This window comes from Cypionkella psychrotolerans, assembly GCF_001294535.1.
Classification (GTDB): domain Bacteria; phylum Pseudomonadota; class Alphaproteobacteria; order Rhodobacterales; family Rhodobacteraceae; genus Cypionkella; species Cypionkella psychrotolerans.
This window is the reverse complement of sequence record NZ_LGIC01000069.1, coordinates 62,432-78,367: the sequence shown is the minus strand read 5'-3', so window position 1 is coordinate 78,367 and position 15,936 is coordinate 62,432. Positions and strand designations below refer to the sequence as shown.

At 61.2% G+C, this 15,936-nt stretch carries 21 protein-coding genes and 2 pseudogenes; 15 read left to right on the top strand and 8 right to left on the bottom strand.

Annotated features, from left to right (window positions below):
• Positions 1–7 precede the first annotated feature (7 nt).
• From AKV04_RS27895 to AKV04_RS27215, 11 genes and pseudogenes are all read left to right on the top strand, one after another.
• Positions 8–214, top strand: coding sequence for a hypothetical protein (locus AKV04_RS27895; protein ID WP_235815671.1), 207 nt, complete (start codon positions 8–10; stop codon positions 212–214).
• Entirely contained in the window at positions 215–394 is a 180-nt protein-coding gene (locus AKV04_RS27890) for a hypothetical protein (RefSeq protein WP_235815670.1), read from the top strand.
• Positions 395–460: 66 nt separating this feature from the next.
• Positions 461–772, top strand: coding sequence for a quinolinate synthase NadA (nadA, locus tag AKV04_RS27885; RefSeq protein ID WP_407638456.1), 312 nt, complete (start codon positions 461–463; stop codon positions 770–772).
• A complete protein-coding gene (locus AKV04_RS27880) occupies positions 762–941 on the top strand; it encodes a hypothetical protein (RefSeq protein WP_407638455.1) in 180 nt (59 codons plus the stop codon). The genes nadA and AKV04_RS27880 overlap by 11 nt, the downstream gene beginning before the upstream one ends.
• A gap of 118 nt (positions 942–1,059) precedes the next feature.
• Positions 1,060–1,296 (top strand): annotated as a pseudogene (locus AKV04_RS27875) (carboxylating nicotinate-nucleotide diphosphorylase); the annotation flags it as partial.
• Between the two features lie 207 nt (positions 1,297–1,503).
• Entirely contained in the window at positions 1,504–2,202 is a 699-nt protein-coding gene (gene queC, locus AKV04_RS16170) for a 7-cyano-7-deazaguanine synthase QueC (RefSeq protein ID WP_054007449.1), read from the top strand.
• Complete coding sequence (queD, locus tag AKV04_RS16165; protein ID WP_054007448.1) at positions 2,202–2,558, top strand: 6-carboxytetrahydropterin synthase QueD; 357 nt, start codon at positions 2,202–2,204, stop codon at positions 2,556–2,558. Before queC ends, queD begins: the two co-directional genes overlap by 1 nt.
• Positions 2,555–3,292, top strand: a complete 738-nt coding sequence (queE, locus tag AKV04_RS16160; protein WP_054007447.1) for a 7-carboxy-7-deazaguanine synthase QueE — start codon at positions 2,555–2,557, stop codon at positions 3,290–3,292. Before queD ends, queE begins: the two co-directional genes overlap by 4 nt.
• A 17-nt stretch (positions 3,293–3,309) precedes the next feature.
• Positions 3,310–3,771 carry a preQ(1) synthase gene (gene queF / locus AKV04_RS16155; RefSeq protein ID WP_054007500.1) on the top strand — a complete coding sequence of 154 codons (462 nt, stop codon included), beginning with the start codon at positions 3,310–3,312 and terminating at the stop codon, positions 3,769–3,771.
• Positions 3,772–3,844: 73 nt separating this feature from the next.
• Positions 3,845–4,177, top strand: coding sequence for a nitroreductase family protein (locus tag AKV04_RS16150; RefSeq protein WP_054007446.1), 333 nt, complete (start codon positions 3,845–3,847; stop codon positions 4,175–4,177).
• A gap of 78 nt (positions 4,178–4,255) precedes the next feature.
• Positions 4,256–4,585, top strand: a pseudogene (locus AKV04_RS27215) (hypothetical protein); the annotation flags it as partial.
• Here AKV04_RS27215 and AKV04_RS25665 read toward each other — a convergent pair.
• The 6 genes from AKV04_RS25665 to AKV04_RS16120 all read right to left on the bottom strand — a co-directional run bounded on the left by AKV04_RS25665 (position 4,474) and on the right by AKV04_RS16120 (position 9,041).
• The gene (locus AKV04_RS25665) at positions 4,474–4,803 is read right to left on the bottom strand and encodes a heavy-metal-associated domain-containing protein (RefSeq protein ID WP_082351685.1); all 330 of its coding nucleotides are present in this window, start codon (positions 4,801–4,803) and stop codon (positions 4,474–4,476) included. The pseudogene AKV04_RS27215 and the gene AKV04_RS25665 sit on opposite strands and share 112 nt — an antisense overlap.
• A gap of 83 nt (positions 4,804–4,886) precedes the next feature.
• Positions 4,887–5,504 carry a Spy/CpxP family protein refolding chaperone gene (locus AKV04_RS16140; RefSeq protein WP_162232888.1) on the bottom strand — a complete coding sequence of 206 codons (618 nt, stop codon included), beginning with the start codon at positions 5,502–5,504 and terminating at the stop codon, positions 4,887–4,889.
• 99 nt (positions 5,505–5,603) lie between these two features.
• Entirely contained in the window at positions 5,604–5,858 is a 255-nt protein-coding gene (locus AKV04_RS16135; protein ID WP_235815669.1) for a DUF2933 domain-containing protein, read from the bottom strand.
• A gap of 1 nt (position 5,859) precedes the next feature.
• Entirely contained in the window at positions 5,860–7,257 is a 1,398-nt protein-coding gene (locus AKV04_RS16130) for a multicopper oxidase family protein (RefSeq protein ID WP_054007443.1), read from the bottom strand.
• A 76-nt stretch (positions 7,258–7,333) separates the two neighbouring features.
• Positions 7,334–7,681, bottom strand: coding sequence for a hypothetical protein (locus AKV04_RS26255; protein WP_162232887.1), 348 nt, complete (start codon positions 7,679–7,681; stop codon positions 7,334–7,336).
• A 526-nt stretch (positions 7,682–8,207) separates the two neighbouring features.
• Positions 8,208–9,041, bottom strand: a complete 834-nt coding sequence (locus AKV04_RS16120) for a universal stress protein (protein ID WP_054007441.1) — start codon at positions 9,039–9,041, stop codon at positions 8,208–8,210.
• 174 nt (positions 9,042–9,215) lie between these two features.
• Between AKV04_RS16120 and AKV04_RS16115 the strand changes: the two genes are divergently transcribed.
• The 4 genes from AKV04_RS16115 to AKV04_RS16100 all read left to right on the top strand — a co-directional run bounded on the left by AKV04_RS16115 (position 9,216) and on the right by AKV04_RS16100 (position 13,558).
• Entirely contained in the window at positions 9,216–9,461 is a 246-nt protein-coding gene (locus tag AKV04_RS16115; protein WP_054007440.1) for a helix-turn-helix domain-containing protein, read from the top strand.
• 118 nt (positions 9,462–9,579) lie between these two features.
• Positions 9,580–9,993, top strand: coding sequence for a universal stress protein (locus AKV04_RS16110; protein WP_054007439.1), 414 nt, complete (start codon positions 9,580–9,582; stop codon positions 9,991–9,993).
• Positions 9,994–10,152: 159 nt separating this feature from the next.
• Positions 10,153–10,923, top strand: a complete 771-nt coding sequence (locus AKV04_RS16105; RefSeq protein WP_054007438.1) for an SDR family NAD(P)-dependent oxidoreductase — start codon at positions 10,153–10,155, stop codon at positions 10,921–10,923.
• A gap of 1 nt (position 10,924) precedes the next feature.
• Positions 10,925–13,558, top strand: coding sequence for an HAD-IC family P-type ATPase (locus AKV04_RS16100; RefSeq protein WP_054007437.1), 2,634 nt, complete (start codon positions 10,925–10,927; stop codon positions 13,556–13,558).
• Between the two features lie 34 nt (positions 13,559–13,592).
• Here AKV04_RS16100 and AKV04_RS16095 read toward each other — a convergent pair whose 3' ends face one another.
• Positions 13,593–15,143 carry a phospholipase D-like domain-containing protein gene (locus tag AKV04_RS16095; protein ID WP_054007436.1) on the bottom strand — a complete coding sequence of 517 codons (1,551 nt, stop codon included), beginning with the start codon at positions 15,141–15,143 and terminating at the stop codon, positions 13,593–13,595.
• Positions 15,140–15,886: an endonuclease/exonuclease/phosphatase family protein gene (locus tag AKV04_RS16090; RefSeq protein ID WP_054007498.1), complete on the bottom strand. Its 747-nt coding sequence runs from the start codon at positions 15,884–15,886 to the stop codon at positions 15,140–15,142. Before AKV04_RS16090 ends, AKV04_RS16095 begins: the two co-directional genes overlap by 4 nt.
• Positions 15,887–15,936 lie beyond the last annotated feature (50 nt).

The following is a 15,936-nucleotide window of genomic DNA, read 5'->3' as shown; positions in this document are numbered from 1 at the left end:
TAGGAGCATGATGGACGTTGACGCGATCAGGGCCAAACTGGCGCAAAGCTTTGATCTGGCACCTTCCCTTGCCGCCGCAGAGGCGACGGCGGATGTACACGCTCGGGTGGCGCGGGTTGTGCCCTTGGCTGATTGGGCGTGCCATGCGCCCTATGTGCTGGCGATTAACCGGCTGAAGCAAGAGCGCAATGCTGTGATACTTGCGCATAACTAGATGACGCCAGATATTTTCCATGGCGTCGCCGATGTGGTCGGCGACAGCCTGCATCTGGCGATCAAGGTGACCGAGGTGCAGGTCGATGTGTTCGCTAGAGCGTGTCGCGTTAAATTGAATTCACCCCGCAACCCGAGGCAGCGTTTGCAAGGGCAATCGCTGCCTCGGGTTGCGGGGTGAATGCCTGAATGTGATTGAACACGACATGCTCTAGCGGACGCGATCACTCCGGCGGGGATTACGCAGATGCGGGCGCGCTATCTGGGTGCGCTGGTGGTCACGTATGTGAAAACGAAGGAAGCGGGAAAGGCCGCATCGCATATTTTCCGCACGTCGGCTAATGCGGCACACATCGTGCCGGCAATGGAAGGCGATACGCTGATTAAGACGCCAGACAAAGATCTGGCGCAGAACGTGGCGCGGATGGTGCCGCATCAGCGGGTGATGCGGCGGGAGGGCTCGTGCATCGTGCATGAACGATGCACCGCGCAAGACCTGCGTGAATTCCGAGCGTTCAGCGCGATAGGGTGTTCATCGCCCACCCGGAATGCCCGCTGATTTGGTGGACGAGGCCGACTTTTCGGGCTCGACTGCCGGCACCATCGGATATGTGCAGCGGCTGAAACCTGCTAGGGCGATGCTGGCCACGGAATATTCGATGGCCAGCAATATTGCGGATGCGCTGCCAGAAGTGGATTTCGTCGGTTCGGGCAATATGTGCTCTTAAATGAAAATGATCACGTTGAAAAATTTTGTAATCGTTGGATTCGATGACCACTCCGGTCGAGGTGAATGGCGCAATTGCCGACCGCGCAGGGCTAGCAGTGCAGGGGATCCAGATCCAGGTCAACTGACTGGATCAACTGGCCGAGGTGCTGGCGTTGAACTTTGCAGTTGGGGTGCTGCTGGAAAATATGGACACCGCGACCCTGCGCACGGCGCTGCAGCTTGTTGCGGGGCGCTGCGTGACCGAAGCGTAGGGCAACATGGCGCGCCGGCGGATTGCCGAAGGGGCGGCGACCGGGGTTGATTATTTCTCCGCATATGCGCTGACACATTGGGCGCGGACGCTTGACTTGGGCTGGATGCCTGATCTGCGCGGGATGGTCTTGGCTGTCATCATTCGGGGGCGCGGCAGCGCGAGCCGCGGCAAAATCGGCACCTTCGCGCAAGACATCAACCACGACTAGTGACAGGATGATGCCCCTTCCCCTCCGCCAGTCGCCGCAGTATGACCTGAGCCATGCACTACCGGTCGCAGCCTACCCGGTTAAAACAAGGACACTCGCATGAAAACTATCGTCATCTGCTCCGGCGGATTGGACTCCGTTTCGCTGGCCCACAGGGTCGCGGCCGAGCATGACCTGCTCGGGCTGCTGTCGTTTGACTACGGACAGCGGCACCGCAAAGAGTTGGACTTTGCGGCGGCCTGTGCGACGCGCCTGAACGTGCCGCATCAGATCATCGACATTCGCGCGATTGGCCAAAGCCTGTCCGGCTCGGCTCTGACCGATGATGTGGCGGTGCCCGACGGGCATTACGCCGAAGAGAGCATGCGCATCACCGTCGTGCCGAACCGCAATGCGATCATGTTGGCCGTCGCCTTCGGGGTCGCTGCATCACGCAGGGCGGATGCCGTGGCCACCGCAGTGCATGGCGGCGATCATTTCATCTACCCTGATTGCCGCCCCGGATTCATCGACGCATTCCAGGCCATGCAACGCCATGCGCTGGACGGATATGCCGATATCGCGCTGCTGGCCCCCTATGTGAATGTACCGAAATCGGCCATCGTCACCGATGGCGCAAGGCACGGCACGCCCTTTGCGCAGACTTGGTCCTGCTACAAGGGGGGCGCGGTCCATTGCGGGCGCTGCGGCACCTGCGTCGAGCGGCGCGAGGCCTTTGATCTGGCCGGCATTACCGATCCCACCGATTACGCCGATGCGGATTTCTGGCGCGAAGCTGTCAAGCGGGCGGCGGTTTGATGTTCAGCATCACCAAGGAGTTCCACTTTTCCGCCTCGCATCAGTTGTGCCAACTGCCGGTGGATCATCAATGCGCCCGGCTGCATGGCCATAACTATATCGTGGTGGTGGAACTGGCCGCCGCTGCGCTGAACGCCTTTGGCTTTGTGCGCGATTACCACGATCTGACCCCGCTGAAGCGCTACATCGACGACAATTTTGACCATCGCCACCTGAACGAGGTGCTGGGCCATGACGCCGTCACCTCGGAATGTCTGGCGCAGCATTTCTATGACTGGTGCAAACCGCGCCTGCCGGAAACCGTCGCGGTGCGGGTCAGCGAGACGCCAAAGACCTGGGCGGAATACCGGCCATGACCGGGACCGTCGAAAGCGACATCCGCGTCTCGGAGATCTTCGGGCCGACCATTCAAGGCGAGGGCGCCCTGATCGGCCAGCCCACTGTGTTTGTGCGCACCGGCGGCTGCGATTACCGTTGTTCCTGGTGCGACAGCCTGCATGCGGTGGACAGCCGCTTTCGTGCTGATTGGCGGGCGATGACCACCGGTGAGGTGCTGGACGAGGTGCGGGCTTTGTCGGGGGGGCAGCCCTTGATGGTGTCTTTGTCGGGGGGCAATCCGGCCATTCAGCCTTTGGGGTCACTGATCCGGCAGGGGCAAGCTGCGGGCTATCGCTTTGCGCTGGAAACCCAAGGTTCGGTCAGCCGCGACTGGTTTTCCGATCTTGATGTGTTGGTGCTTAGCCCCAAACCGCCCTCTAGTGCGATGACAACCGACTGGGCGGCGCTGCGGGCCTGTGTGGAAGCCGCCGCGTCCGGGCCGCGCATCGTGCTCAAATTCGTGGTGTTCGACGAGGCAGATTATGCCTACGCCCGTGATGCCGCAGCACGGTTTCCGGGCCTGCCGGTTTATCTGCAACCGGGCAATCACACCCCGCCGGGGCCGCAGGACGACGATGCCTTTATCGACACTGACGGGATATTACAGCGCATGGGCTGGCTGGTGGAGCGGTTGATTGCCGACCGTTGGTTTGCCGCCCACGTGCTGCCACAACTTCACGTTCTGCTTTGGGGCAACAAACGCGGGGTCTGACCGCGATGGAGATCGACATGACTGATATCTACAAGGATCTGAAACAGCTTGGCACTGCCACCCCGCTGCCGCAAAGCCCCGAAGAGGCGGTGCTGGAAAAGGTGGCAAACCCGCAGGCGGGCACCGCCTATTGCGTCCGCTTTACCGCACCTGAATTCACCTCGCTGTGCCCGATGACGGGCCAGCCCGATTTTGCACATATGGTGATCGACTATGTGCCGCAGCATTGGCTGGTCGAAAGCAAATCGCTGAAGCTGTATCTCGGGTCGTTCCGCAATCACGGCGCGTTTCATGAGGATTGCACGGTTTCGATCGGCAAGCGGCTGGTGGAACTGCTCGACCCGGAATGGCTGCGCATTGGCGGCTACTGGTATCCGCGCGGCGGTATCCCGATCGATGTGTTCTACCAGACCGGCGCTCTGCCCGATAACGTCTGGATCCCCGATCAGGGCGTGCCGCCCTATCGCGGGCGCGGCTGATACATTAAGCCAAGAATACAATACCGTGGTACTGGCGGGCAGGATCGGGCCAAGGTCATCACAGTGAGGCGGGATGGAATTTCTACCGACAAAGGCCGACACGCTGAACGACATTCTGCGGTGGCTTCGCGATGTCCGGCACTTTCGCACTGATCCCGTTGCGGAACCCGTCATCGATCGGTTGCGGGCGGCGATGGATATGGCTCCGTCGGTGGGGAACTCCCGTCCCTGGCGTGTCCTGCGGGTCATGGATCCGGGGAAGCGCGCAGCGGTTCAGGAGATCTTTGAACGCTGCAACCATGAGGCGGCGGCGGGCTATGATGATGTGACAAAGGCGGAATATGTCCGGCTGAAACCGGTGGGGCTGCGCGATGCCCCGGTGCATCTTGCCGTGTTTAGCGATTAGACCCCCGCCGAAGGGCGCGGGTTGGGGCGGCGGACCATGCCCGAAACCCTGCAGTTTTCGACCGTCATGGCGATTTAGGTTGATGCATTGAAAGCCGGTTCTCCTGCCTTCGCGACGATGCGGAGCGTTGCCATGCGGTTCGAAGGAATCCTGCGCGGTCGTCAGGCCGATCGCCCTGATGCTTGGATCGAAAACGCAATCAATACGAACCTTGCGCTTATCATGCGCTTTGCTTTAACGCTTCACCCGAACATCGATGCTTTCAGAAACGCCATCGAACTACCGCGGAGCAACATTCAAGCTAAAGGCCAGATCAATCGGTTGAAGACCCTGAAACGTGTCGTGTATGGCAGAGTTGGTCCGAATTTGCTGAGAGTACTAAAGCTTCCACTCCGCCACACAGATTGAGGCAGAGCCTCGCCCGCACAATGATATCCGCATTCCTTGATCGCCGCCTCAATCGCTGGCGAACTTGTTTTCGCCGGGTCAAAGGCAACTGTGGTCGAGCCTGACACCGGGTTGACCGACACACTGCCGACGCCAACGATTTGCTTGAGCTGCTTTTCAATTCCGTGCGCGCCGAGGATCGAGAGCAGATCGCCGACTTCAAACGTGCTGGTGGTCATTGTTTCAGCCTTCCTGTCACTTTTTCAGAATGTTCCGACGGTCGCAAGCGATCCTGCGGTTTGGAGTCTTTCGATAAATTCGCTCATGGTTTCTGCGCCATGTTGCCAGGCGTCATGCCGCCCATCTTCATGCCGGTCATCATGTTGCCCATCATTTCCATTGCGGGAAGGCCCAGAAATTCGGGCAATAGGCTGTTCAGAGTGGTGCGCTGCGCATCGCTCAGCCCTTTGTTCAGCCCGTCCAACGCCGCGTTAATTGCCTTCAACCCGGTCAGCTGGGCCTCCACTATGTGTTGCTGCGACAAGAGCCGGGCTGCGACCCCGGTTGCCCCACTATCGCTGGACAACGAACGTGAATCGGCCAAGCCCTTGGCGTTGACGCGGATCGCATTGGCAAAGGCTCCCCATGCGGTCTTCTGATCGGCGGTGATTGCGAGTTCCGCATGCAGAAAGGCGATGCGGCCTTCGACGTGTTCAGTGGGCCCGCCGATCATGCCAGGCGACATGGCCGCCATCAACTTCATCATGTCCGGCATCATAGCCATCATCCCTGGCGCGGGGGGCGCAACTTCAGTCGCGGGCGCTACAGTCTCGGTCGTGGCCGCAGTGACTTCGGGCGTGGCCGGGTGATGGGCATCTTCAGCCCAACCGGCTGATCCCAGCATCAGAAGGCCAAGGGCAGAGGTGACAACAAGTTTCATGCAGGTTTTCATATCAGATTTCCTTTTCGCGTGGCGATAAGTGGAAAGCAGGGAGCACAGCGTCCTACCCTTGTTGAGGTCGGGGCCGTGAGGGAAACATTAAGCGTCGGGCGACGGCGGCTGCTTGGGCTGGGAAGAATATCCTTCCGCGGCGTCATCGCCGTGGCGCATGGACCCATGTTGGTGCCCATGCCCGCCATGCATGAACACATGCATCAGCGGGCAGGCCAGCAGCAGCAGAAATGGCAGCGCCACCGCGACATGCGCGCCATGCCAGACGAATAGATAGACAGCCAGCAGCATGACCCCCACCAGCAGCGCCGCACCTTTCAGGGTTGAAAAGCAGCGAAACATTTCAAGCCTCCCCATAGGCGACGGTCCTCATCATGCCTGTGGCCATGTGGTACAAATGGTGGCAATGCAGCGCCCAGCCATCACCCGGATTGTTGGCATCGAAAGCCACGCTGACGCTGGTCATCGGCGGCACCAACACCGTGTCGCGCAGCGCGCCGCTGAACGCCGCGCCGTTGATCGCCACGACCTGGAAATGATGGCCGTGCAGGTGCATCGGATGCGCCATCATCGTGGTGTTGCGGAAGGTCATCTCCACTCTATCACCATGTGCCACCTTGATCGGTGCCGGTATCCCGATGGCCCAAGTGTAGCCTTTCATGGTTCCGGTCAGGTCCAGCGTAAAGCGGCGTGTGACCGGGGTCGCGACAAGTGGGCGGGCCGTGACCAGCATGGCTTCACTGTCCAGCGTCAGGACCGGGCCGTTCGCGACCCCTGCCACCGGCAGTTTCACCACGGCAGCCCCGTTCGTTGCCAGCACGATACCGGCGCGCTCTGGCGCACCTTCACGCAGCGCAAGGATCGGAAACGCCCCACCCTCGGCAGGAATCCTGCACAGAAAGTCAACGCGTTGCCCCATGCTCAGCGGGAAGGTGGTGGCGGTGAGGGGAGTGATATCCTGCCCGTCTACCGCGATGACCTGCGCCTGCAACTTGCCCACGTCCATCGTGAATCCGGTCGCCGTGGCCCCGTTGATGATGCGCACCCGGACCATGCCGCCCTTTTCAACCATCACAACCTCGGGGTCGTCCAGCGTGCGGTCGTTGGCGAGATAGGCGTCATACTGGATGTCGTTCAGGTCGTGCGCCATGGCCATCCCCTCCGTCGAGAACTTGTCCATTCCGCCCATTGCCCCGCCTGCCTGCAATCCGACCAGCAACTCCTCTGGCGACTTCCACGAGAAATCATGCAGCAGGATCACGACGTCCTGCGCGTCCTGCGCCTTATCCGCCTTGCCGCGCACGATCAAAGGGGCGGCCAGCAGCGCCTGTTCCTGAAGCGTATGGGCGTGCATCCAATGCGTGCCAGGACGCCCGCCGGGCAGGCCATAGATCCGCGTCTCGCCTGCTGCCAGCAGGGGGCTGGGCATACCGGGCACGCCGTCTTGCGGCCAGGTCGGCGTCAGCCCGTGCCAGTGGATCATTGTTTCGACCGACAAGACACTGATCAAATCGACAGTGCTGACGACATCCGCATCCATCGACAGGCCCGGCTTGCCATCTGGCCCGATCAGCCCAAAGACCGTAGCGGCCTTGCCGTTGACCTCGATCACGCGGGTGACGGCATTGACAGTAATGCTTGGCGTGGCCGCCCGAGCATATCCGGCGCCGCCAAGGCGTGCATTGACGAAGGGAAGCAGGCATCCTGCTGCGAGGGCTTTCGAGAAACTGCGGCGATCCATTTGAGTGCAATCCTGACTTTTGTTGAGACGATGTCCGACGCAGCGGACTATTCCGCGACATCTAACCTGATGGATCTCAAACCAGTCGTGGAGGTGCCTTCGCAGGTGCCGTTTGCAGGCTTTGACGAACAACCGCTTCACTTGGAAAAGTGATGCGAACCCGATCAAAGGGAACTGATTGTGATGTAACAATCGGAAAGGCTACGATACAGGACGCGCAGTCAGCTAAACCGCCGCAACCATGATCGCAACATCCGGACTTGTCGGCCAAGGCGGCGTCGCCGGGCATCGGGAAGGACACGCCACGCTGGTCGCCAACTGCTGATGCATGGCCCATTGAATTCATGCTGGCCGTACCCATGACCATCATGAAAGCAGTCAAAAACATGATCACACGCCAGACCAACACTGTAATAAACTCCATATCCGCAAGGCTACTAGGTCACTTTTTGCATTCGCCGAGTATGATCTGGATCAACATACGTTGAAAATGGGCAAGATTGCCGAAATGCATGCATGGATTCCAAGCGTTCATCTCCTGGAACCTCGCAAGCAATTGGCATGGCTGGCCTAGCGGGCGGGTGGACCAGCATCGCCTCCATCGTTTTGCCAAGATTCGCTGCAAACCACATCCAAGGCTACTCCCTCGTTACCGTCTATTTCGGATGCGCCGGGACTGTTGTTTCCATGGGAACCGTCGCCATCAAGCGGCTCACCGGCCGGGTTGACCCGATCGTGGCAATGCCCATCATTTGCTTATAGGTGCGGCACTCGTGGTGCTCCTTTCCATACTGACGGAAGAGGTCTCATCCCTGATGTGGCCGATGGATGTCGTCCTCGTGGCTCTCACGGCCTTCAGATCATCGCTTGCATTCTTCTGTGCTCGCCTTCGACTACGGCGTGCGTGATGCCCAAGTCGGCCAGTGCCAAAATTGGATCGGGATCCCTGGTCAATGCGACATCAGCACGGGCAGGCGAAGATCCGAGAAGACACCCTTGGTTGCACCGCCAAGGATGAAGTCGCGGATGCGTGAATGACCAAATCCGCCCATCGCGAGCAACGACGCGCCGGCATCAAGGGCCGCTTCTTGCAACGTTTCGCCTATCGTACGGCTTCCCATGGCAATTTCATGCACCTCCGCCGCAAATCCACGTTTCCTCAATGATAAAGCGAGGGACTGGGCGATCCCCTGTCCAGCGAGCAGCTTTTCGTCCTGCACCGTCAGAACCGTAATGCGGCCGCCCTCAGGGAGCAGGGCCACGGCATCCCAAAGGGCGCGCGCGGCGACCCGGCTGCCATCCCACGCAACCGCAAGATGGTGCAGCGTTTCTTCCCGGGCGGACGGCGGCACGACGATGGTGGGGCGGCCAGACCCGAAGACGACGGCCTGCGTCATATCCTGTGCCGCGATGCTATCGCCCGACCAAGGCAGCACGGACAGGTCATAGTAGCGCGCCTCGTCGGCGGCCGCGTCAAGTGCGGCACCCAGAACGACCTCGCGCTGGTCCAGATCAAGAACAATCGCAGGTCCCGCCTCTCGCACAACACCCCCAAGGCGGAGGCACTCGGCCCGGCTGCGCTCTTCGGCGACACGCACCATCCCCGGAACGTCCAGCACCAGCCCGCCGAGAGGGGAGCGCATCTGCGGGATGTTGACGGCAAAGGTCGTGACATGTAGCGCCGCGCCCAAAGATGCTGCGAAGCCGACAGCAGCCCGAACCGCGTCATCAGAAACGGCATCGGGATATGTGTTCAAGGGCATGTAGGCGGTGTGGATCTTCATCAGGCTGGCTCCTCTTTCGAACCATAAACCATCGCGACGAACGACTGCGAGGATCCTCGGCGGGACGCTGAGGACACAGCCAAATTCGCACGAATAAGCAATTCTGGAGTTGATCCAGATCAACGAAAGATGACCAGACATCACTATTCTGCATCATGTTGGGGAGTAAATTGAATGCCGAAAGACGGGTATCAGACCGTGCAGGAGCTTGCCGAACGGCTTGAAGTTGCCGAGGCGACCGTGCGGCTGTGGATCAAGTCCGGTGACTTGCGCGCCATCTATATCGGCAAGGGATGGCGCATCGCCGATACCGATCTCGCTCGGTTCCTCAAGGCGCACGAGACGGCTCCACGCGATCAGGCCGTTGATACGTCCGCCGGTCTGGGCGGCATGGCGGGGCCGCCAGAACCCGGAAATTGACGACGATCAACCAACTTGCCGGGGGCTTCATGTCTGGTCCCGGGATGGTCGAGATCGTGGCGACGCCGATGCAACCGAAAAACCGAATTACACAAATTGAACAACGAAGGGAAAATTGATGAAACGGATTCTATGCAGTGTCGACGGGTCGGACCATGCAGAAATCGCCTTGCTTGCAGCGATGGAGCTTGCCAGCAAGTTTGAGGCCGAACTTTCGCTTGTCACGGTGAACGTAGCTTTTGGCGCATCGCCCCGAGGGCCACAGGCGTTGGTCTGGACCAAGGACGAAGCGCAGGCGATCCTCGACGCCGCTGCAGTGTCGGTTTCCAAAAGCGGACAAAAGGTGTCTGGAGCGATGGTCGTTCTCGCCCGGGAGGCATCTGGCGGGATCATCGACTGTGCGATCGAACATGACATTGATGCCATCGTCTTGGGCACTGGTGACAAACGCGGATTGTCGCGCCTGTTTCTCGGTTCCGTGGCCTCGGATGTGGCAAACCGGGCACCCTGCACTGTGATCATCGCGCGCTAGATCGGCGCGCGCCCCGTCGCGCAATGCTGCCGTTTCGTCCGCCAACTTTGGGGGCAGCCGTCAAACGAATGCCTTCCCGCGTACGGTTCTCACTGGAATCTGCGCGCAGACGGGATCGCCACCCAATCGTTGAAACCGCCGTATCAAAGGAGAGCCATCATGAACCGTCTCAAATCCAGAATAGCCATTGTCACCGGGGGTGCCGTCGGCATCGGCCGGGCCTGTGTGGAGCGGATGGCTGAAGAAGGCGCGAAGGTCGCGGTCTTTGACATATTGACCACCGAGGGCAAAACGCTGGCCGCCACACTGTCTGCGCAAGGTCACGATGTGGCGTTTTGGCACGTCGATGTCGCCGACGAGGGCGCGTTGAAAATCGCCATTGACGCGGCGGCGGCGCGGTTTGGCGGGCTGCATGTCATGGTGAACAACGCAGGCATCTTGGGCAGTCCCAATCCCACCGATCAGGTGACCGAGGCCGAATGGGACCGGGTGCAGGCGGTGAACGTAAAGGGCGTATTCTTTGGCACCAAACACGCGATCCCGCATCTGCGCGCGGCAGGGGCTGGGTCCATCATCAACCTTTCGTCGATCCTTGGTCTGGTCGGCAGCGGCAGCCTCGCACCCTATCACGCCTCGAAAGGGGCTGTGCGGCTGATGACGAAGAACGATGCAATCGCTTATGCCCTTGAAGGCATCCGGGTGAATTCGATCCATCCCGGCTATATCTGGACGCCGATGGTGGAAAACCACCTGCGCGCTATGTCGGGTGACCCCGAAGCGGCAAAGGTCGCTACCGGATCGGCTCACCCCGTTGGGCATATGGGCGAGCCGGACGACATCGCCTGGGCGGTGGTCTATCTGGCGTCGGACGAGGCAAAGTTTGTCACCGGGGCCGAGCTGGCGGTGGACGGCGGCTATACGGCACGATGACATGGTGCTGACCGACGCGCATGCCCACCCCGCCGCAACCTGCCTGGCCGAACTGAACGCAAGTCCCGAGGGCTTGACCGCGCAGGAGGCTGCGCGTCGGCTGGCCGAACACGGGCCGAACCGCCTGCCCGAGGAGCGGGGTCGCGGGCCGGTGCTGCGGTTCCTCGTGCAGTTTCACAACGTGCTGATCTATGTCCTGCTGGGGGCCGCTGTGGTGACAGGGGCCTTGCAGCACTGGGTCGATACCGGGGTGATCCTTGCCGTTGTGCTGGCAAATGCCGTGATCGGCTTCATCCAGGAAGGCAAGGCCGAGGCCGCGATGGCCGCGATCCGCAACATGCTTGCGCCAAAGGCTGCCGTGCTGCGGGGTGGGCAGCGCGTGACAGTGGACGGGGCCGAACTGGTGCCCGGCGACATCGTACTACTGGAGGCGGGCGACAAGGTGCCCGCCGACCTGCGGGTGCTGGAGGCGCGGGGGCTGGCGGCGCAAGAGGCGATCCTGACCGGCGAGTCAGTGCCGGTGGAAAAGACCACAGGTCCGGTGGCCGCTGATGCACCGCTTGGCGACCGCCAATCCATGCTGTGGTCAGGCACTCTGATCACCCAGGGCACCGCGCGCGGGCTGGTGGTGGCGACCGGACAGGCCACGGAAATCGGACGGATCGGCGGGCTGCTGGCGGGGGTCGAGACATTGACCACACCGCTGGTGGCGCAGATGGACCATTTCGCGCGCTGGCTGTCATTCCTGATCCTGCTCGCGGCGGGTCTGCTGCTGGCTTGGGGCTATTACGTCGGCCATCACGAATTTTCCGAATTGTTCATGACCGTGGTCGCCGTCGCTGTTGCGGCGATCCCCGAAGGCCTGCCTGCCGTGATGACCATCACACTGGCCATCGGCGTGCAGGCGATGGCGCGCCGCCATGCCATCGTGCGCCGTCTGCCGGCGATTGAATCCATCGGCTCGGTCTCGGTCATTTGCACCGACAAGACCGGCACTCTGACCCGCAACGAAATGGTGGTGGCCGCCGCCCAGACACCTGACGGCGCGTTTGTCGTGTCAGGTGCTGGCTATGCACCCGAAGGTGTAATCGAACCCTCGGGCGATCTTGCGCGCCTCGCCCGCGCGGCGGCGCTGTGCAACGATGCCGCTTTACATCAGCGCAACGGGATCTGGACGGTTGAAGGCGACCCGATGGAAGGCGCGCTTTTGGCCTTTGCCCGCAAGGTCGGCGGCGACCATAGCGCCCGCAGGCTGGATGCCATTCCCTTTGACAGCCGTCACCGCTTCATGGCCGTTCTGACCGAGACGCCGGAAGGACGCCTGACCCATGTCAAGGGCGCGCCCGAGCGGGTGCTGCGAATGTGCACAGGCATCGATCAGCCCCACTGGCACCACAGGGCTGAATTGTTGGCGCGGCGCGGTTTGCGCGTTCTGGCGCTTGCCGAGCGGGCCGAAGCAGCCGACTGCATCGACGCCACCGGCTTGGAGGGCGGGCTGACATTCCTTGGCCTTGTCGGCCTGATCGACCCGCCACGCCCCGAGGCGATCGTGGCCGTCGCCGAGTGTCGGGCAGCATCGATCAGGGTCAAGATGATCACCGGCGATCACGCAGGCACCGCCGCCGCCATCGCGGCCCAGATCGGGCTGGCAAACCCGCATCGCGTGTTGACGGGCGCCGATCTCGACAAGTTGGACGATGCGCAACTGGCAATGGAGGTGGCGGATGTCGATGTCTTTGCCCGCACCAGCCCCGAACACAAGCTGCGGCTTGTGACCGCCCTTCAGGCCGGTGGTTTGTCTGTCGCGATGACCGGCGACGGGGTCAACGACGCCCCCGCGCTGAAACGCGCCGATGCAGGCATCGCCATGGGCATCAAGGGGTCTGAGGCGGCAAAGGAGGCAGCCGACTTGGTCTTGGCCGATGACAACTTTGCCTCCATTGCTGCAGCGGTACGCGAAGGCCGGACAGTCTATGACAACCTCAAGAAGGTGATCGCCTTCGAATTGCCGACCAATGCCGGCGAGGCGATCGTGGTGGTTGTGGCGCTGCTTGCCGGCCTTGCCCTGCCGGTGACGGCGGTACAGATTCTGTGGGTCAATCTGATTACCGGCATTACGTTGGGCCTTGCCCTTGCCTTCGAGCCGACCGAGGCCGGCACCATGGCCCGGCCACCTCGCCGCCGCGATGCGCCGATCCTATCGGGGGCGCTTGTATGGCATGTGGCTCTGGTGGCGGGGCTGTTCTTTGCTGCCGTCTTTGGCGTCTTCAATTATGGTATCGACAAGGGCTATCCGCTGGCGCTGGCCCAGACCATGGCGATGAACACTCTTGTGGTGCTGGAGATTTTTCACCTATTCTTCATCCGCAACATCCACAGCACTTCGCTGACCTGGGCTGCTGCGCGCGGGACGCGGGTGGTCTGGACCGTAGTCATCGTTATTACCGCCGCCCAATTCGCCATCACCTACCTGCCGCCGCTTCAGCCCGTGCTGGGCACGCAGCCCGTGCCGCCCCTTGACGGCATTCTGATCGTCGCTATCGGTGCGGTCTTCTTCGCCATACTCGAAATAGAAAAGCAGATACGGCTTGGGCTAAGCGATGACCGCAGTCCGCTAAGCAATGCCAACAGTTGATGTATCAACATCGCGGCTGCATCGGGGCACAACCCTACAGATAGGAATGGATAGGCAATCGGCCAAACACCCAGGAAATGACACGACGCAGGGGGGGGACCTCTGGCTCGAACCCCATCTGCGCGGGGAGGCCCGGTCGGCTTACGGCAAAGCGCAGCGCACGGCCCTGAATGGACAGCGCATAGGCGCGCTCGGGCGTGGAGCTGAGGTCAATAATCCTGGTCAGCTCGGCGATGATTTCGGGCTCTTCGAACAGGACCCCCATTTCCGTATTCATATTGGCGGATCGCAAGTCAAGGTTCAGCGAACCGATGATCGCCCGCCGCCCGTCTATCAGAAAAATCTTGGCATGCAGCACATCGCGGCCCCGGTTTAGGTCTGCGGGTGGCGCGAATTCGTGGATCTGCACTCCGGCTGCCAGCAACGGCCAGCGATAGCGGCGGTAGGCTCCATGGACCAAAATCATATCGGTCGAGGACAATCCGTTGGTCAGCAGGCTGACGCGCACCCCCCGGGCTGCCAGTGCCAGCAAGGGCAGCATCCCGGTACTGCCTGGCACGAAATATGGTGTTACAAGGCGCACCTCCTGACGGGCCTCGGCCAGAACGGCGGCTACTGTTTCGGACATCCACGGTGCGTCGCGCAGGCCGTAAGCCTTGCTGACCGGATCGTGCAGGATGCGCACCGTATCGGTCCAGCGCAAACCCGTGCTCAGCACAGTGTTGGAGTCCGGTGCATCCAGAACCTGCGTGCGGAAATCCAGGGGGCGCGGCGCGGCCAGGCGCCGTGCAAGCCTGCTGCGAAAGCGCGTCATATTGATCCTGAACTTAGGCCACAGCGCCAGAATGGGTAGCACAAGGCCATGGTTCCAAAGGAGATCGAAATGGGTTTCGAGTTCGGCGACCGCTGGTCCCACCACCATCAGGTCCGCGTCGATCGAGTTTCGCCCGCCCTGACCCACCGCCCCGAAATAGGTGTCCCCGATGTTGCGACCACCAACGATGGCCAGCCGCCCGTCGGCGATCCAGGCCTTGCAATGCATCCTGCGGTTGAACCGCGCCAGACCCAGCAACATCTCCAACCCGCGCCGCAGCGCGTGGCCCCGGTTGCGGGTCGGATTGAATAGGCGCACCTCAATCTGCGGGTGCTGGTTCAGCGCAAGAAAAGCGGGATCAAATCCCTGCACATTGACATCATCCAGCAAGAGCCGGACACGCACCCCGCGATCCGCCGCCGCCAGCAGATCGGCAACGAGCAGCCAGCCGGTCATATCGGTGCGCCAGATATAGTAGATCAGGTCAAGACTGCGCCCGGCCTGTTGCGCCGAAAAGGTACGGGCGGCGAAAGCTTCACGCGGATCGAACAGGCCAAGCAATCCGTTTTGCCCGGGACGCAACGCTTCAAGAGGGTTGAAAAGCGCGTCCAGCGGCGTATCCGGCCCGGTCCGTAGCAGCGATTTGCCCGGCTTGCCGCGCGCCGTTTTGGCAAAGCGCCGCCACGACCGGAATGTCAAGATCGAGGCTACGGCCACAACCGCCGTTACCAAAAACATCCAGATCAGCAAGCCAAGGCTCCAGTGGATCATGTCTCATCCACCAACGGGTCCAAACCCGATTGCAAACCGATCAGCCGCAACTGCGCCTTGATCGGCAGATGGTCTGACGCGCGCCGCGCTAAAGGCGTGTCATGGACGTCAAGGCCATGCAGTTCGGCCTGCGCATTGGTCATCATCCGGTCCAGCGCAAACAACGGATAGCGCGCTGGGAAGCTCCGCAGTTTTGGTGGTTTGGTGAAATGTGCATTCAAGGCCTTCAATGGTGACCGGGCATCGTGGCGCCATTCGTTCAGATCACCCATCAGCAGGATGGGCCGGGCGTCAAGCGTGCTTAGCTTGTCCAGAATGGCGCGGGCCTGCAGCCTGCGCGACGCGGGCAGCAGCCCAAGATGCGTGGACACGACCCGCAAAGATTGGCCTGCGATCTGCAGATCGTTGATTAGTGCGCCGCGCGGCTCCAGCCCCGGCAGGATCAGATGATGGACCTGTTGCACCAGCCCGTTGCGCACCAGCAACAAATTGCCGTGAAAGCCATGCGCTTCGCGGACAGTGGCCACCGGCACGGCGATCAGGCCCAGATCGCGGCGCAGAGCCTCCAGATCAAGCAAACCCTCACGATTGCCAAACCGCATGTCGACCTCTTGCAAGGCCAGAATATCAGCCCCGATTTCAGCAATCACCGCAGCAATCCTGCCGGGATTACGTCGTCGGTCAGTGCCCACGCCCTTGTGGACATTATAGGAGGCGACAGTAAGGTCATCGAATTCGGTCATGTAAAGCAGTCTGACCTGCATAAGGCCCAGTGTATAGGATTGCCGACGGG

Coding starts and splice junctions, on each gene's coding strand:
- AKV04_RS16140 (WP_162232888.1), bottom strand. CDS start 5,504: ATGAAACTTGTTGTCACCTCTGCCCTTGGCCTTCTGATGCTGGGATCA.
- AKV04_RS27880 (WP_407638455.1), top strand. CDS start 762: ATGCCCGCTGATTTGGTGGACGAGGCCGACTTTTCGGGCTCGACTGCC.
- AKV04_RS16135 (WP_235815669.1), bottom strand. CDS start 5,858: ATGTTTCGCTGCTTTTCAACCCTGAAAGGTGCGGCGCTGCTGGTGGGG.
- AKV04_RS16105 (WP_054007438.1), top strand. CDS start 10,153: ATGAACCGTCTCAAATCCAGAATAGCCATTGTCACCGGGGGTGCCGTC.
- AKV04_RS26255 (WP_162232887.1), bottom strand. CDS start 7,681: ATGGAGTTTATTACAGTGTTGGTCTGGCGTGTGATCATGTTTTTGACT.
- queD (WP_054007448.1), top strand. CDS start 2,202: ATGTTCAGCATCACCAAGGAGTTCCACTTTTCCGCCTCGCATCAGTTG.
- AKV04_RS16115 (WP_054007440.1), top strand. CDS start 9,216: ATGCCGAAAGACGGGTATCAGACCGTGCAGGAGCTTGCCGAACGGCTT.
- AKV04_RS16130 (WP_054007443.1), bottom strand. CDS start 7,257: ATGGATCGCCGCAGTTTCTCGAAAGCCCTCGCAGCAGGATGCCTGCTT.
- AKV04_RS16095 (WP_054007436.1), bottom strand. CDS start 15,143: ATGATCCACTGGAGCCTTGGCTTGCTGATCTGGATGTTTTTGGTAACG.
- AKV04_RS25665 (WP_082351685.1), bottom strand. CDS start 4,803: ATGACCACCAGCACGTTTGAAGTCGGCGATCTGCTCTCGATCCTCGGC.
- AKV04_RS16150 (WP_054007446.1), top strand. CDS start 3,845: ATGGAATTTCTACCGACAAAGGCCGACACGCTGAACGACATTCTGCGG.
- AKV04_RS27895 (WP_235815671.1), top strand. CDS start 8: ATGATGGACGTTGACGCGATCAGGGCCAAACTGGCGCAAAGCTTTGAT.
- AKV04_RS16110 (WP_054007439.1), top strand. CDS start 9,580: ATGAAACGGATTCTATGCAGTGTCGACGGGTCGGACCATGCAGAAATC.
- AKV04_RS16090 (WP_054007498.1), bottom strand. CDS start 15,886: ATGACCGAATTCGATGACCTTACTGTCGCCTCCTATAATGTCCACAAG.
- queC (WP_054007449.1), top strand. CDS start 1,504: ATGAAAACTATCGTCATCTGCTCCGGCGGATTGGACTCCGTTTCGCTG.
- AKV04_RS16120 (WP_054007441.1), bottom strand. CDS start 9,041: ATGAAGATCCACACCGCCTACATGCCCTTGAACACATATCCCGATGCC.
- queF (WP_054007500.1), top strand. CDS start 3,310: ATGACTGATATCTACAAGGATCTGAAACAGCTTGGCACTGCCACCCCG.
- AKV04_RS16100 (WP_054007437.1), top strand. CDS start 10,925: ATGGTGCTGACCGACGCGCATGCCCACCCCGCCGCAACCTGCCTGGCC.
- AKV04_RS27890 (WP_235815670.1), top strand. CDS start 215: ATGACGCCAGATATTTTCCATGGCGTCGCCGATGTGGTCGGCGACAGC.
- nadA (WP_407638456.1), top strand. CDS start 461: ATGCGGGCGCGCTATCTGGGTGCGCTGGTGGTCACGTATGTGAAAACG.
- queE (WP_054007447.1), top strand. CDS start 2,555: ATGACCGGGACCGTCGAAAGCGACATCCGCGTCTCGGAGATCTTCGGG.